Source organism: Acinetobacter sp. ANC 4204 (assembly GCF_002135205.1).
Taxonomy (GTDB): Bacteria; Pseudomonadota; Gammaproteobacteria; order Pseudomonadales; family Moraxellaceae; genus Acinetobacter.
On record NZ_NEFZ01000004.1, the window covers coordinates 222,298 to 238,718 of the forward strand.

The window sequence follows — 16,421 nt, forward strand, 5'->3', positions numbered from 1 at the left end:
AAAAAAACTTTTAATTAAAAATGATATTAAAATGACTATTTAATATTTAACAATAAAAAAACAGTCTATATATTGACTCACAGAATACACACATTCTTTCGTTTATTGATTCAAACAAAGCCATCCAAATCACATCAGTGGAAAACATAATGCTGCAATTCAAGTTAAAACAGCCTCTGCCTGAAAAGCCGGGTTTTAAAATATCCCCTCTCTATCAATCCATTTTTTTTGCATTAACTTGCGGAGTGACAGGTTCGCTCTATGCAGAAGATATTCAGCAAAAAGATGTGACACCTGTTGAAAAAGAAGATGTTCAACAACTCGAAAGTGTGGTGGTGGTAGGTAACCGTGGTGGTATTCGTACCATCACTGAAAGCCCTGCACCCGTGGACATCATTAGTGGTGAACAACTCGTTAAACAAGGTAACACCCTTGCTTTAAGAGATATTTTGGCAAAAGTGATTCCCTCTTTTAGTGTGGCTACCGTACCTAGCCAACCCGATGGTTATGGGGCTGTTGCACGTTCTGCGGGTTTACGTGGCTTGGGTGGTGGGCATACACTCGTGCTGGTCAACGGTAAACGTCGCCATGTCGGTGCTTTGGCCATTAACAAATACGGTTTTGGCGAGGGCTACCAAGCAGCGGACTTAGATCTGATTCCAATTGGTGCTATTGCACGAGTTGAAGTTTTACGTGATGGAGCAGCCGCTCAATATGGCTCCGATGCGATTGCAGGGGTAATCAATATTGTGCTCAAATCAGCAGATCATGGTGGCAATATTAGTGCCACCTATGGTGGTCGCGAGCATTATTCAGGCACTGACCGCAATGGAGAAACCTTCCAACTGAATGCCAACGTTGGTGCATCATTGGGTCAAGACGGATTTATTAATTTTGGTTTTGACCTAAAAAATCAGGATGCTACCACCCGTGCAGGGGCCGTTTCGGGCAACATTTATTCAAAAGTAAATGGTCAAGATGACCCGCGTGAAGCAACTGTAGATCGTAATTTAAATAAATTAGGTCTGCCATCAGTTGAACAGTTTAATGTTTCTGCAAATGCTGAGCTTCCTCTAAGCGATGCAGCCACGTTATATAGTTACACCACCGCGGGCTGGCGTGATGCCTCGACTGGTGCATCTTACCGTCGTCCAAATTCCAGATCAGGCATTGTTGAAATCTTTCCAAATGGTACAACCCCCGATGTCATTTTAAGTGAAACGGATGTGCAAACCGTTTGGGGACTAAAAGGAGATAACGTGCTCGGTTGGGCATGGGATGTGAGTAGTTCTTATGGTAAAAATACACAAGACCACTCCACTGAAAATAACTTAAATCCATCTCTTGGGCCGTCTAGCCCAACATCATTTGGCTTACAAAAATACGATGCCTATCAATGGGTCAGCAATCTTGATTTTAAAAAGACCTTTGATATTGGAATTGGTGCAACGCCACTAAATGTTGCTTGGGGACTAGACTATCGTAAAGAAGGTTGGTCTTCTAAAGCCACCGACCCTTTAGCCTATAAAAATGGCGGTTATATTATTCCTACAGGTGATAATGCGGGTTTAACTGCGACTGTGGGAACTTTTGGTGCTCGTGTACTGTTACCTGAAGATGAAGCCGATATTAGCCGTAGTAACACCGCCGCCTATTTAGACTTAGGTTTAGATGTGACTGACAACTGGTTTGTGGGTTTAGCGGGTCGTTTTGAGCATTATGATGACAGTTCAGGCGATACATTTAATGGTAAAATTAACAGCCGTTATGAGTTCAATCCTCAACTGGCGATACGTGGGACAGCCAGTACAGGCTTCATTGCACCCTCGTTATACCAACAAGGTTTTGCCAGTACGGGTATTGTCAGTACAGTAAATAACGGTGTTCGCTCCGATGTCTACAGTAAGTCGGTACGTACCGACTCTGCGCTGGGTCAAGCTCTCGGTGCAGAAGCACTCGATCCAACCAAATCGACCAACTTTTCACTAGGCCTAACCTATAGCCCATTTAAAAACTTTAATCTTGCAGTCGATGCTTATCGTATAGAGCTGAAAGATCGTATTGCGTCTACGGCAGGTCTTACAGGAACGGGCATCAATAACATCTTGGCAGCAAACGGTTTTTCCAACGTCAACTATGTCACCTATTATGCCAACTTATTTGATACAGAAACCAATGGTGTCGATGTTGTTGCAGACTACACCCAACAACTAGAGAAATATGGTCGTATCCGCTGGAGCTTAGGTTTCAACTGGAATGAAACAGATATTACAGCCATCGCGGATAATCCAAGTCAATTGGACGGTATCAATATTGATCGTATCACCCGTCGTACCAAGGGCATGATTACCGATGCAGATCCGAAAACCAAATTCACGTTGGCTGCAAATTGGCAATACGCAAAACTGGATTTAAATACTCGCCTATCACGCTATGGTAGTTACATTGCACGCAGTGAAACAGCAGCTACAGATCAAACTTTTGGTGCCAAATGGATTGTGGATCTAGATGCCACATATAACTTTACGGACAGTCTATCCTTTACTTTAGGTGCAGACAATTTGTTCAACACTTACCCTGAAAAATCGAACATTGTTGATGGCTTAGGTGAGAATTACTATGCACAGCTTTCACCTTTTGGACTCTATGGTGGTTATTACTACGGACGTGTTAATTACCGCTTCTAAAATCATTTAAATCTAAATACTTTGGTGAAATTACAATATCGCTCATGTCTTTTGACTGTTCAGAATGACGATTGCTTAAATGCTAGATTCCACCAAAGTAACGCACTTTTACATTCTAAAATTTCTGAGAAAAATATATGAGCATCACTATTTGGGGTAGACCTAACTCTTTAAATGTCCACAAAGTACTGTGGCTAACAGCCGAACTTGGACTTGAGTTTGAACACATTCCTGCAGGTCAGCAGTATGGCCTGACGGATACAGCTGAATTTTTAACGCTCAATCCCAATGGCCTGATTCCTGTCATTCAAGACGGTGACACAGTTCTGTGGGAGTCCAACACTATTTTACGTTATCTAACTGAAGTATATGGAAAAAATTTATTATGGATTGAAGATCCACGCTTACGCTTTAGCGCAGAGAAATGGATTGACTGGTACACCACCACCGTCCTGCCTGTGTTTGGGATTGTATTTTTTAATTTGGTTCGTCAAGCACCAGACAAAAGAGATTTAGCCGCGGTTAAGGTCGCAGCAGAAAAACTAGAAAAAATACTGGATGTTGCCAATACTGAGCTGGCTGAACAGCCCTATTTGTCTGGCTCTCATTTTGGTGTTGCCGATATTCCTTTGGCCTTAGCACTTAATCACTGGTTCAATTTAGATGTTGAACGTCAGCATGATCATACACACTTAAAAGCATGGATTGAACGTATTAGAGCACGTGAGCACTTTTTAAAAGTGGCTAATATTCTTTAGTTAAGCATTATTGCTCTATTTTTAAAAATTTTAGCTTTAAATAGAATAAGGCTGTTCTATATGGACAGTCTTATTTCATTTAAATAGATTTATTTAGTAAATATATTTAAATGAAATCCAAAAATAGACATTACGTAATTTCAACTTTATAAGTAGATATCATCAATACAAAATAGATTATATTTAATTGTTATAAGAAATAAAAAAATCTATCTTTTATCATTTTTTATAAAAATACTAATCTAAAAAAATTCTTTCTATATTTTTCAAAAATCAATCATTATGCTTTCAATGTTTTATTTAACCAAATTAATTCACTCACCTGTGAATTAATAAAAAACTTAAAATTGAAAGAATATTTTATTATTCAAATTAAACCAATTTAATTGGTGAAATAAAAAATATTCTGCAATGAAAATTAAATCTTATTGAATGGTGCCTTACTGATATGAGTGAAGTCAGTCGAAGTCCTTATAAAAAGGCAATTTTGTTTGAACAACTTCAAAATGTTCAGTCCAATGTATTTCCAGCTGCAGATCCATTTGTTGCCCATTTGGCAAGTCCGATCGCAGCAGAAAAACCCGTTCAAACCCATAAGATCTTTTGGGCAATTGGTGCTGTTCTAGCATTGCATTACAGCATTTTTTATCTTGCAGAGCATCTTCCAACACCGCCGTTAGTGGTGAAAAAGCCTGAACCAATCGCGGTTGTAATTGAAAAACCCAAGGAAGAGCCACCTAAGGTGATTGAACCCAAACTTAAACAGGAAATACAAAAACCGATTATTCCTCCTGTTTCAGCAAAGCCTCAACCTGTACAAAACCCTGTGGTTGAAAAATCCATTCAGAAGCCTGTCGAGCAGAAGCCAATTGAGCAACCTAGACCAGTCGCTAAATCAACGCCTCAAGCTGTACCACAGGCTGAACCTACAGAAAATGTCGCACCGACCCAAAAAGTCGCTGAAGCTGTGAGTAAGCCTGCTCAAGAAAACTTGCCCGTCACGGCAGCCAAAGGTTATGCCGGTTATTTGAGTAATCCTGCCCCTGAATACCCAGAAGTGGCATTAGACCGAGGTTGGGAAGGCGTTGTGATGTTACGTGTGAAAGTCTCACCCACAGGCAGTCCTTTAGAAATCAACCTGAAAAATAGCAGCGGTAAAAAAGCATTGGATGATGCTGCTGTCAAAACTGTGAAGCGTTGGAAATTCTCGCCTGCAATGCGTGGCAATACCCCGATAGAAGGCTGGGTCGATGTTCCGATTCACTTCAAATTACCCAATTAAACTGTAAAATTTTATCTTAGGAAAATTCGATATGTCTGATATTAATACGATTATTCATGATGCAACCATTTGGCTATTGATCGGTTTTTCGATCGTAACGTGGGTGTTGATTGTGGTGAAAGCCATACAAACCTCAAAAGCCACCAAAGAAAGTAAACGCTTTGTCGACAGTTTTTGGTCAGCCCAAAACTTGGCAGAGGCGATTAACCAATCTGAAAATGCACAGGGACCTACAGCACGTATTGCTCAAACTGGTTTTAAAACTTTGACTGATGCCAATGAAAAAACTCATCAAGACTTACAACAAACGTGGAGCCGTCAGGATTTATTAGAACGACACTTACGCAAGCAAATTCTTGCTGAACGTCGCCAACTGGAGAAAGGCTCGGCTGTTCTTGCATCCATTGGTAATAATGCCCCATTTATTGGTTTATTTGGCACCGTGTTTGGGATTATCCACGCCTTACAAGCGATTGCTCAATCAGGCAGTGCCAGCATGGATGTAGTCGCAGGTCCAATTGGTCAGGCATTAGTTGCAACAGGTATTGGTATTGCTGTGGCTGTACCTGCTGTACTTGCCTATAACTATTTTGTTCGTAAAGTAAAAGGCATTGGTGCAGATTTAGATGACTTTGCAACAGACTTTGTCAGCCTCACTCAAAAAGTAGGTTTCCAACTTCCAACCAAAACTCAAAGTACCCATGTTGCGGCAAAACCAGTGACGGCACATCAACTGTCATCTCAAGAAAAGGAGGCTTTGGCTTAATATGGCTATTTCAACCTCTCAAGATGACGATGTCGTCAGTGACATTAACATTACCCCACTGGTCGACGTAATGTTGGTGTTATTGATCGTGTTTATCGTCACGGCGCCTTTATTAACCAATAGTGTGAAGGTCAACTTACCCAAAGCTGCACCAACACAATCTACAGATCAAAACAAAGCGCTGGTGATTAGCGTAAAACCTGATGGTGCAATCTTTTTGGATAAAGACCCAGTCAAACTCGAAAATTTTGAGCAAGAAATCACACAGCGTAAAAATACCAATGCGAAGTTAGCATTAAACTTAAATGCCGATGAAACTGTCCCTTATGGTACGGTGGCTAAACTCTTAGCCAGCATAGAGCGTGTTGGTGTGGAAAAATTATCGGTGATTACTGAACCAAAATAGTGGATTACTCACTGAAACCCAAGACATCTTCAATATTTCGATCTGTATTGATCCCAATGTTGTAGGTGTCTTTTTTATTGAACCTAAAAATTCGGGGTTACAACACTACTCTATCCTTCGCCATTTGCCATGGTAACAACATAAACAGATCACGAAAATCTTAAATAAAAAAAGCACCCTTTGAATTAGACACAATGATCCAACTTCTGGGGTGCATTTCGTACTGGTACGGTTTATTCAGTTTAAGCCAATACGATGTTAAGAGACTTAGCGACTCACTCGCTGAATAGCCTCATCATAGGTCGCACTTGGCTTGTATTGATTTGCCAATTGGTAATGTTGTTTAGCTTGAGCATAGTCCTGATTATTTTCATAAATTTTACCAATATTGTAATGTGAATACGCTTTGGTATTGTCATTGGACGCTAAAGCAATCGCCTTTTGATTTGCCCATAATGCCTCAGATGAACGATTCAACTTTTGATAAGCAACAGCAAGATTGCTATAGGTCTGCCCGACATTCGGATTGTAGTCAATGGATTGTTGATAAATCAGTGCAGCTTGTTCAAATTGATTGTTTTTATACGCCTTATCTGCTCTCAAATTCAGTGCCTTAGCCCTTGCCTGTGCATTGGCTGAAACAGGAACATAATGCACCTGCATCGCTTGGCTTTGATAACTCGATACAGTTGAACCCACTTGGCTTGCCCCAATGGTTGTCCCCGAAATACGGTTAATATCTTGGATTTCACCCTCTGGACTAATGCGGAACAGAGTCCATAAGTTCCCTGTCAAACCCGTTGGAATATAGTAAGAGCGGATCAAAGACTCGCCTACATAAACCATAACTTTAGCTTGGCTATTCGACAAGTTCGCAGTATTGGGTTTCGCGCGGTCTGAATAATCATGCACTGAATAAACATAATATTGCCCATCTAAACGTTTATCAATCGTCACCGTTTCAGGGCCATAAGCGTCTGTGTCGTCAACATCTAAATTGACATCTTGCCCTTGTTTATTGTCCCAATACACATGTTGATTTGTATAACTTAAATGTGAGTCCAGATCTGAAGGACTCTGCCCCCAGTTTAAAACGATTCGCATACTGTTTAAGTCTTTCAATACAGGGCTTAAAGCATAGGTCATACCATCACAAGGACATTTTGCCACCAGTGTAGAATAGCCTGATTTTTTGATAATCAATAAATTGTCTGCGCCATTTGCACTGCTGCTGTTCACCGTTGCCCGACCGTCTGCGTTGGTTGAGGTTGATGCAGACTGTTCACCATTTTTTTGTAATATGACTTGTGCATCGGCAATATTTTGATCTTTTACCGTTGCACTTAAAACATGAATATTGGTTGTATCTGCATAGCTCAAAACAGGTATGCTTAAACCCAAGATAAAAGAATAGAGTAGATGTTTTTTCATTGCGTATCTCTTATTAAGATGCTTATCTCTTTTCAAAGTCTTTTTAAGCCTAGGACTTAAACGTTAAATTATACAAATTATGCGATACATTGGATGTATAGACGATGGCTTAAATCTTGATCTTCCGCTTAGGCTATTTTAAAAAATACTCTGCCCATTTTTATTGTTCAGCAACACTCTAGGTCAACACGAGTATTTATCATGCTCTCGCCATCTTTAAATAATCGTATATTAACAAATTAACTCTGTGTCTCTTCATTTTTCAAAACAGGTTCTAGGCTTAGTTTCTTTGCAATAAACTGGATAAAAACCTCGATTTTCGGTGCTAAGTAGCGTGTAGGCGGATAAAGCAACCAAGCATCCCCACTATAATAGGTCTTGAAATGCCAATCTGGTAATACTTGGATCAGTGCTTGGCTATTCAAAGCATGTCTCGCCATAAAATACGGCAAACTTGCAACGCCCATATGTTTTAAAGCTGCATCTAGACGGATACCCGTATGATTTGCTGAATAACGTCCTTTTACAGTTACACTGGTGGTTTTATTGCCTTTTTGAAATTTCCACTTTGAATCGCTGACTTGTTCACCTAAAAAAATACATTGATGTTGATTTAAATCACTCGGTTGCTGAGGCGTTCCATTCTTTTTTAAATACTCGGCTGTCGCCACTAAGACATGATCAATACGAATCAACTGTCGGCCCTTTAAGCCCAACGGCGGCTCATTAGTAATACGTATAGCTAGGTCAATTTCATCGTCAATAAAATCTATCAACCGATCTTCCAGTAACAGTTGAATATCTATTTGCGGATACAGTTCAAGAAACTCGGGGATATAGGGGTGAATCAGATAATGCCCTACGGCTTTTGGGACACTAATCCGAACGGTGCCACTCGGTTCAGTATTGAATTTGCCTGAATGCTCAATCACTGCTTGGGCGGCTCTGACCATCTCTAGACAATGATCATAAGTTTGTTTCCCACTCTCACTTAAACGCAGTTTTCGTGTTGTTCTTTCAAGTAGCCGTGTTCCTAAAGCCCGTTCCAATCGGCTAATGGCTTTACTCACTGCGGACGGTGTATTTCCAAGCTGTCGAGCCGTTTCTGAAAAACTGCCTGTCTCCACAACTTTGACAAAAATAGCCATTTCTTGGAGTAAAGCTATACTTTGATTTGTGCTCATGAGGAAAAAGTAATTTAATTTTTTACTAGATTATCATCAATAATGAAGCCTCATATAATCTTTTCTGTGAAATTTTGACAGAGATAATCATGACTCAAGCTTTATATCTATCCGACATCACTCAAGCTGAGGTAGAGGTTCTAAAGTGTGAACCCACTGAAGATGGTCGATTTGCCATTCAGCTCTCCAACACACCATTTCACCCGCAAGGTGGTGGCCAACCCAGTGATGTAGGTAAAATCAATGATGCAGATGTACTTCATGTTGTCATGCAAAATGATCAAATTATTCATTATTCTAATCACGCCACTACATTAGGTCTGGCGCAAGCACGAGTTGACCTCAACCGACGACGTTATCACAGTCGCCTACACTCCGCAGGACACTTAATCGGGCATGTAATGCAAGCCTTTGGTTGGGAACCGACCAAAGCACAGCACTGGCCAGAGGAATGCAAAGTCCAATTTGTCAAACAAGACCATTCTGAAGACAACGATTTAGAAACTTTAGAGCTTCTATGTAATCAATATATTTCAAGCCAACTCGTCCGACTGACTCAACAAAACGCTGATGGCTACCGTGAAGTCAGTTTTGGCGATTTACCTGCATTTCCATGTGGCGGAACCCATGTCCAAAATTTATCTGAAATTGGGACGCTCGAAATTACAGGCTATAAACTTAAAAAAGATAAATTAACCGTGAGCTATCGCGTTTCGGATGAGCATCAATAATATGTGGATGCAATATAGTTCAGAATTTTTAGCTTTGGCTTTGGTGCATTTTCTTGCGGTCCTTTTACCCGGCCCCGACTTCGCGATTACGGTTAGAAATAGCGTGCGCTATGGCTATGCGATGGGTTGCATCACGGCTATTGGAATTGGTCTAGGAATTTCCGTTCATGTTTTATATACCCTTATAGGCTTGGGCATTGTTATTCAACAAAGTCCGTGGTTCATGCTTATTTTGAGAATAGCAGGTGCACTGTATTTAATTTATTTAGGTTGGAGCTTATTACGTGCCCTCTCTATCAATATTGATCCTTCATTTGAACAGGCATCCAATACTCCATTAAGTCGAAGCAAAGCCTTTATGACGGGCTTTATGACCAATGCACTTAACCCCAAAGCAACTATTTTTTTTCTGGCTATATTTACTACACTGGTCAGCCCCACAACCCCGATGAAAGTGCAATTTGCTTATGGGGTATGGATGTGTAGCGTCAATGCACTTTGGTTCATGCTTGTTGCTGTTTTGTTTTCTCGCCCCATCATTCGACAGCAGTTTTTAAAAATGGGCAAAAAGTTTGAGCGAGTGATGGGACTCATATTAATCGCTCTGGCACTAAAGCTTTTATTTACCCATTTATGATTTTTTATAACTTCAACAGCTATCTAATTATTCAGATTGCTTAACTACCGACATCCTGAATAATTAGATAAAAGATAAGCAGTAAAGTTTTAATCATTAAATACGAAGTCATCTCGCTAGAATTTGGCTTCACTTTAATTTCTTATATTTTGAAAATGCCTTTTAAAATAAAAATCATTAAAATAAATCTGTACTAAAAATGATCAAATCAGCCATACTGTATTTTTATATCACGTGGTAAAAAATATACATAAAAAAAGGGGCTGACATGAAATTTAAAACATATTTATTTATTTCACTCGGTATTTTTCTAAGCCAAAGTACAATGGCAGAAAGCTTTACAGAGACCTTTCACGGCGTACCAAAACTAAATCTGAACCTATATGCCTTTGGTGCAGATGTCGATGGAAAAATAGGCCAAGGAAACTTGAGTTATAAGGTCGATCAACCTTTCAAGGAAACCATCAAGGAGCTAGATCATTCTTTTATGGCGCACGTTGACCTGAGTAAAGGTCGCTGGGGACTTTTTCTCGACCACCAAACGGTTGAAACCTCTCAAGAAAAAAGTGCGATGTCTGTGCCTGTTGCTCTCAGCACCAAGTTGAATCAAGCCAGCTATGGGCTTTACTATCAAGCTTATATCTCTCCCGAAACCACTACTCAGAATTATCCAAAACTCGTAATAGAACCCACCATTGGGATAAATCACACCAAAGCCGAAGCAAACTTGAGTGCTTTAAACCAAACATTAAATATGGATACCTCATGGAACGAATTTTTCTGGGGTTCTCGTTTTAAATACAACTTTGACTCAGCTTGGAACTTGGCATCAGAAATAACTTTTGGCGTTGAAAATACAATTTCTGCACATGCTTATTTGGGGTATCGCATTCCAATCATGAATCGAAACCTAAACATCCGAGCGGGTTATCGTTATTTTGACCAAGATTATAAAGCGAATAATTTTCATTGGGACATTCGACAACAAGGGCCAGTGATTGGCATTAATTTACCTATTTTCTAAGAGAGCATGATAATGAACAATGTATTAAAAAGAGTATTATTTGCCGCTGGAATATTTGTAGTAGCCGAAGCTGCTATGGCATGTACCCGTGTGGTTTATCTGGGCAATAATGATGTCATAACTGCGCGCTCGATGGACTGGAAAAGCGATGTTGGGACAAATTTGTGGATCTTACCCAATAATGTCAAACGTAATGGTATGGCAGGTCCAAAATCTATTCGATGGACATCAAAATATGGCAGTGTGGTTGCAACAGGTTATGACATTTCCACCACTGATGGCGTCAATGAAAAAGGGCTCATGGCCAACTTGCTATGGCTAGTCGAGTCTGAATATCCAAATGTACAAACCGCTAAAAAGCCACCCTTAAGTATTTCACTTTGGGCACAATATGTTTTAGATAATTATGCCACAGTGAATGAAGCCATTCAGGCACTCGAAAAAGAGCCTTTCATCGTTGTGACTGACCAAGTTCCGGGTGAGAAACGTTTAGCTACCCTACATTTATCTATTTCCGATGCCACGGGTGATAGTGCCATTATTGAGTATATTAACGGTAAACAAGTGATTCATCATGGTCGACAGTATCAAGTGATGACTAACTCTCCAACCTTTGATCAACAGCTCGCTTTAAATAGCTATTGGAAGCAGATTGGTGGCACAACCATGCTTCCAGGCACTAACCGCGCATCCGATCGTTTTGCCCGTGCTTCTTTTTATATCAATGCGATTCCAAAAAATGCGACCCCAGACCATTCGCTTGCCAGTGTATTTAGTGTCATCCGCAATACCTCAGTCCCTTTTGGCCTAAACACTGAAGAAGAGCCGAATATTTCCTCAACCCGTTGGCGTACGGTGGTCGATCATAAACGTGGTTTATATTTCTTTGAATCTGCCGTTTCACCAAATGTATTTTGGGTCGATTTAAAAGAGATTAACTTTAAAGATGGTCAAACCAAAAAGTTAGAACTTGGCCCAGACCAAGCGATGACCTATGCAGGCAAAGCCAATGCTTCTTTTAAAGTCACCAAACCGTTTGAGTTTTTAGGAACCAAGCCTTAAGTTTTTAGTTAGATCATAGGCTTAAAGATATAAACACTTCTCATAATAGCCCTGCTCAAAGGGCTATTATTCCCCCAAAACAAAGTTTCTTATACTTATCTTTCACGACCAGATTTGACGTAGCCTTATTTATTAGCTGTTTTAAAATTTGAATTTTGACTCACATCAGCATATTCTAAACAGACCGATTTCACTTCCAAACACGCCTTGTTGCGTAGGAGTATTTATCATGTCAAAGAAGTTACCCATCTACTTCTCGGACGACGCATGGTCGTCTTTACAAGATCTCATGGGCCCCGAAGGTAAACCCAGCCCCACCATCAATAGTATGCTTGAGCAAATTGCGCAGCAAGCCGAATTTGTGGATCAACTTGGGCTGACACCTATTTTGCCTCAGTCCAAAGTCTCCCTTCCTGTCTCTTTAGAACGCATTCCCGCAGGTCCAGCCTTCAGTACAAAAGATGAGCAAGGCAAAGCCATTGATCTGAATGATTTTCTCATTCAAAACCCAATTGCGACGTTCATGGCTTATGTAGACAGTGAGTCAATGTTAGGTGTAGGTCTTGAAGTAAATGATCCAATTATTATTGATCGGAGTATTGAAGCCAAACACTACGACATCGTGGTAGCTTTAATTGATAATAAAGATTCCACCATTAAAAGGTTGATGATTACAAACAAAATGTCAAAGTCGGACATCAAAGACATTTTTGGGGATGAAAATTACCCTTTGCCTCAAATGTGGCTGAAAGCTGAAAACCCCGATTATGAACATATTATTCCGACAGAGAATCAAACCTTTGTCATTTGGGGAGTAGTGACGTTTAACTTAAAACGTCTGTACCACCGTTAAAAAAATAAGAAGAAGCAACATGAAAAATGAAACTGAAATATTCGCGCTCGTTGACGTGAATAATTGCTATGTCTCGTGTGAACGTGTATTTAACCCAAAACTGAATGACCAGCCTGTCATTGTGTTAAGTAATAACGATGGTTGTGTCGTTGCTCGGAGTCAAGAAGCCAAGGATCTCGGCATTCGTATGGCGGTCCCTTTTTTTCAAATTCAAGAACTCGTCCAGCAGCATAATATTCAGGTATTTTCGAGCAACTACGCTTTATACGGTGCAATGTCTAGCCGCTTCATGCAGTTACTCGGGCAATATGTCGCAGCCGATGAACAGGAAATCTATTCCATTGATGAATGCTTTTTAAAGCTGACAGCCTATGAGCATTTATTCGATATCACTGATTATGCCAAAGATATGAAAGATAAAGCATGGCAATGGCTTGGACTTCCCTGCTGTATTGGCATTGGTCGTTCCAAAACAGAAGCCAAAATAGCCAATCATCTAGCCAAAAAAAATAAGGCTCTAAATGGCGTGTGCAATTTAGCACACATGGACCCGTGTACGGCTGAATACATGCTTGCACATGTGGAGGTCGGTGAGGTCTGGGGCGTTGGTCGGCAGAACTGTAAAAAACTAAATGCCATGGGCATTCATACCGTTTTAGACCTGATTGAGTCTAATCCCAGTGAAATCAAAAAGCATTTTAGTATTGTCATGGAAAAGACTGTCCGTGAGCTTCAGGGAACATCTTGCATTAATATTGAGAGCGATAAGATTGCTCATAAACAGATTATTAGTAGTCGTTCCTATGGACAGGCTGTTTATGATATTGATGACATTAAAGCCTCTGTACGCCTATATGTTGCCAGTGCAGTGAAACGTCTACGTCATGATCGCTCTATTTGTAAAATGATCGGGGTGTATATTCAAACTGGCCGTTTTAATCAACAGGAACGTTACTCGCCCTATACCATTATACACATGCATGAACATACCGATGATTTGCTCAAAATCACACAGGCAGCGATGAAGGGCATTGATCAAATTTACAAGGCGGGGTTCAAATACAAAAAGGCTGGCATTGTCTTGTTGGAAATTATGGATAAGACTCAATTTGTACATGACCTTTTTACTGACTATAGCCATCAAAATGACCGTGAAGTGCTGTCCAATACGATAGATGCTATTACAGAGCGTTTTGGCAACCATCTAATCTCATTAGGGCTATGCCATGAGAAAAAAGAACCCTGGCAAATGAATCAATGCAATCGCTCCCCTGCCTATTTGACCAACTGGTCTGAGCTGTTTAGAGTTGGTTAAAATCACTCACTTAAAGAGCAAAGACTAACGAGCATTTTCAGCTCAACCCTAAACCGAGAAGGATTTGTGAATGAACATCATAATTCGAGACGAACAGCCAGAAGACATTGAAAATATTAAAAAATTGACTCAGACTGCTTTCTTAAATGCAGAACATACCAGTCATACCGAACAATTCATTGTAAACAGCTTAAGAAAACATGGCCAACTCACAATTTCTTTGGTTGCTGTTGAAAATGGGGAAATCGTTGGTCATGTCGCTATTTCACCTGTATCTATCTCGACAGGTGCAACAGGTTGGTATGGTTTAGGCCCAATTTCTGTCTGCCCGACTAAACAAGGTTTAGGCATTGGGTCAAAGCTCATACAGACAGCACTTGAAAAATTAAAACAACTGGGTGCAAATGGCTGTGTGCTCTTGGGTGACCCAAATTATTATCATCACTTTGGTTTCCGTACCTCTCTAGAACTGACCCTTCCTGATGTTCCTAGCGAATACTTTCAAGCCCTGAGTTTCAATGGGGAAATACCTCAAGGTGTTGTCCGTTACCATGAAGCCTTTAATGCAACTATGTAAGGCAAATGTAAACGAAACTTTAAAACTTAAAATATAACAAATAGTATATATGTACACATGATTTATATAGAAAAAGGTAGACTTCATGAAAAATATATTAGCTGCAACACTCGTCACTTTGGCCCTAGTAGGCTGTACCTCTACACCAACCGAAAAAGTCACGCAAGAATCAATCGCTACGGGTACATCAACACAAGTGATTCACTTTGTTGGTCCCATGGATTTAACCATTGAACTAAAATCATCCGATAACTTCGAAACAGCAATGATGACTGATAATTCTGATCGAACTTATATGCTTAAACATGTACCTGCTGCAAGTGGCATCCTGATGACAGATGGTAAAGGCGTATCTATTCACTTCAAAGGTGCTGAAGGTATTGTCGAGTTTGTCAAAGACAAACCGATCCAAATTACTGAATTCAAAAAATAAAAAAACAGTCTTCAACACTAAGATTGACCGCATAGACTTATGCACCGAAGCCCACTTTTAACGTGGGCTGTTTAAAAACAGTACAGTAGTACTTCATATAAATCTTTCACTTACTAAGTGTTATTTCAATTGAATATCAGACGGGAAATCTGGGAAAAAAACTTTAAAATCTTCTGCACTAACAGTCTCTAAATAAGTGAATGTTCGCCACTTGTTACTTTTTAGACTTCTCACGAAGATCCAATCATTCGTACTGAACTCAATATCTCCAGAAATTCGCGTTTGAATTTCTACAGGAATCACACAAATCTCTCCCACCGAAATCAGCCTATTCGCCTTTATAGGCTGTAGTTTAAATCCAGTTACAGAGTAGTTTCCCTCCCTAACGAAATCCAACACATCGGCCAACCGCGATTCATATACCTCCCGTTCAATCCATTTACCATTCACATAATATTGGTCGTTATGCAGCCTATTAAAACGAGAAGAATAATTATATTTCTGATTGTATTTAATGAGTTGCTGAACATCACCATGCTTGAGAAGATCCAGTTCCTCTTGCATAAATTGTTTGAACAGCACTAAGTGGTTTGGGCACTCTAAATCTTGTGCAAATGATGTTGTCGAGATAAGTGCAAAAATGAGAGCACAGATTTTTTTCATTTATAAAAACCTTATAATATTACAAAATTTGGAAGTGCATTTTTCAAAAGATTGTGGGGTTTTAACCCATGAAGAAAAATTTTACAATATTATTTATTAATCAATGCATTAAGTTTGAAATACAGTAAAAAAAATATCAAATAATAGGCTTAATAATTCCCCTTAAAACAATGATTAACCTAAAAAATGGAGTATCTCAACTGATCTTCAATCCCCTCAATATTTCAGGCACAAGCATATAATTTTATTAAGTTCAGTGATCTATCAATAATGATACCCAAGAGGGTCAGACCTATCCCAGTACTGATTCAGTTGAAGATTCAATTCTTCTTCACAGATACCCTCAAGAACATAAAAGAGTTTTAACACCCCTTCTCTTTCAAGAATCATGAGTTTGTATTTATCAAATTCTGCAAGCCCAGGTCGAGCAATGACTCTTTGAAATCCAGCACTGTAGATCACAGGAGCCGTGGGTTTTTCGTATTCACATGCCCATTCTAATTCTGTTGAATTAAAACCCACTGCAATACTTTCCCTTACTTTTCCAGCAGCAACTCCACCAATAACCCCAATTTTCACGGATATCACTTTTTATACGTTGTACTAAACCAT

17 protein-coding genes are annotated in these 16,421 nt (G+C 39.8%); 13 read left to right on the forward strand and 4 right to left on the reverse strand.

Translation table 11 applies throughout. From position 1 onward, the window contains the following. Positions 1–149 precede the first annotated feature (149 nt). The 5 genes from B9T36_RS10265 to B9T36_RS10285 all read left to right on the forward strand — a co-directional run bounded on the left by B9T36_RS10265 (position 150) and on the right by B9T36_RS10285 (position 5,899). Complete coding sequence (locus B9T36_RS10265; RefSeq protein ID WP_086209392.1) at positions 150–2,687, forward strand: TonB-dependent receptor plug domain-containing protein; 2,538 nt, start codon at positions 150–152, stop codon at positions 2,685–2,687. 137 nt (positions 2,688–2,824) lie between these two features. Next, the gene (locus B9T36_RS10270) at positions 2,825–3,445 is read left to right on the forward strand and encodes a glutathione S-transferase family protein (RefSeq protein WP_086209393.1); all 621 of its coding nucleotides are present in this window, start codon (positions 2,825–2,827) and stop codon (positions 3,443–3,445) included. Between the two features lie 448 nt (positions 3,446–3,893). After that, positions 3,894–4,727, forward strand: coding sequence for an energy transducer TonB (locus B9T36_RS10275; protein WP_086209394.1), 834 nt, complete (start codon positions 3,894–3,896; stop codon positions 4,725–4,727). 31 nt (positions 4,728–4,758) lie between these two features. Continuing rightward, complete coding sequence (locus tag B9T36_RS10280; protein ID WP_086209395.1) at positions 4,759–5,493, forward strand: MotA/TolQ/ExbB proton channel family protein; 735 nt, start codon at positions 4,759–4,761, stop codon at positions 5,491–5,493. Position 5,494: 1 nt separating this feature from the next. Continuing rightward, on the forward strand, positions 5,495–5,899 hold the full coding sequence (locus B9T36_RS10285; protein ID WP_086209396.1) for an ExbD/TolR family protein: 405 nt from the start codon (positions 5,495–5,497) through the stop codon (positions 5,897–5,899). Positions 5,900–6,166: 267 nt separating this feature from the next. Here B9T36_RS10285 and B9T36_RS10290 read toward each other — a convergent pair whose 3' ends face one another. Continuing rightward, positions 6,167–7,330 carry a tetratricopeptide repeat protein gene (locus tag B9T36_RS10290; protein ID WP_086209397.1) on the reverse strand — a complete coding sequence of 388 codons (1,164 nt, stop codon included), beginning with the start codon at positions 7,328–7,330 and terminating at the stop codon, positions 6,167–6,169. A 239-nt stretch (positions 7,331–7,569) separates the two neighbouring features. Next, positions 7,570–8,514 carry a LysR family transcriptional regulator gene (locus B9T36_RS10295; protein ID WP_086209398.1) on the reverse strand — a complete coding sequence of 315 codons (945 nt, stop codon included), beginning with the start codon at positions 8,512–8,514 and terminating at the stop codon, positions 7,570–7,572. An 89-nt stretch (positions 8,515–8,603) separates the two neighbouring features. Between B9T36_RS10295 and B9T36_RS10300 the strand changes: the two genes are divergently transcribed. The 8 genes from B9T36_RS10300 (at position 8,604) to B9T36_RS10335 (ending at position 15,146) form a co-directional block, all read left to right on the forward strand. Then, a complete protein-coding gene (locus B9T36_RS10300; protein WP_086209399.1) occupies positions 8,604–9,245 on the forward strand; it encodes a hypothetical protein in 642 nt (213 codons plus the stop codon). A gap of 1 nt (position 9,246) precedes the next feature. After that, positions 9,247–9,882 (forward strand): LysE family translocator, encoded by a 636-nt coding sequence (locus B9T36_RS10305; RefSeq protein ID WP_086209400.1) that lies wholly within the window; start codon positions 9,247–9,249, stop codon positions 9,880–9,882. A gap of 268 nt (positions 9,883–10,150) precedes the next feature. Then, positions 10,151–10,906 (forward strand): hypothetical protein, encoded by a 756-nt coding sequence (locus B9T36_RS10310; RefSeq protein WP_086209401.1) that lies wholly within the window; start codon positions 10,151–10,153, stop codon positions 10,904–10,906. A gap of 12 nt (positions 10,907–10,918) precedes the next feature. Next, complete coding sequence (locus tag B9T36_RS10315) at positions 10,919–11,968, forward strand: linear amide C-N hydrolase (protein ID WP_086209402.1); 1,050 nt, start codon at positions 10,919–10,921, stop codon at positions 11,966–11,968. 229 nt (positions 11,969–12,197) lie between these two features. Next, positions 12,198–12,821, forward strand: coding sequence for a LexA family protein (locus tag B9T36_RS10320; RefSeq protein ID WP_086209403.1), 624 nt, complete (start codon positions 12,198–12,200; stop codon positions 12,819–12,821). A 19-nt stretch (positions 12,822–12,840) separates the two neighbouring features. Continuing rightward, positions 12,841–14,136, forward strand: coding sequence for a Y-family DNA polymerase (locus B9T36_RS10325; RefSeq protein WP_086209404.1), 1,296 nt, complete (start codon positions 12,841–12,843; stop codon positions 14,134–14,136). Between the two features lie 70 nt (positions 14,137–14,206). Further along, positions 14,207–14,713, forward strand: a complete 507-nt coding sequence (locus B9T36_RS10330) for a GNAT family N-acetyltransferase (protein WP_086209405.1) — start codon at positions 14,207–14,209, stop codon at positions 14,711–14,713. Positions 14,714–14,798: 85 nt separating this feature from the next. Beyond that, the gene (locus B9T36_RS10335; RefSeq protein WP_086209406.1) at positions 14,799–15,146 is read left to right on the forward strand and encodes a hypothetical protein; all 348 of its coding nucleotides are present in this window, start codon (positions 14,799–14,801) and stop codon (positions 15,144–15,146) included. Between the two features lie 120 nt (positions 15,147–15,266). On the opposite strand, the gene B9T36_RS10340 is transcribed toward B9T36_RS10335, so the two are convergent. Both B9T36_RS10340 and B9T36_RS10345 read right to left on the reverse strand, forming a co-directional pair. Beyond that, positions 15,267–15,809: a hypothetical protein gene (locus B9T36_RS10340; protein WP_086209407.1), complete on the reverse strand. Its 543-nt coding sequence runs from the start codon at positions 15,807–15,809 to the stop codon at positions 15,267–15,269. A gap of 264 nt (positions 15,810–16,073) precedes the next feature. Continuing rightward, a complete protein-coding gene (locus B9T36_RS10345) occupies positions 16,074–16,388 on the reverse strand; it encodes a hypothetical protein (protein WP_086209408.1) in 315 nt (104 codons plus the stop codon). Between the last annotated feature and the right edge of the window lie 33 nt (positions 16,389–16,421).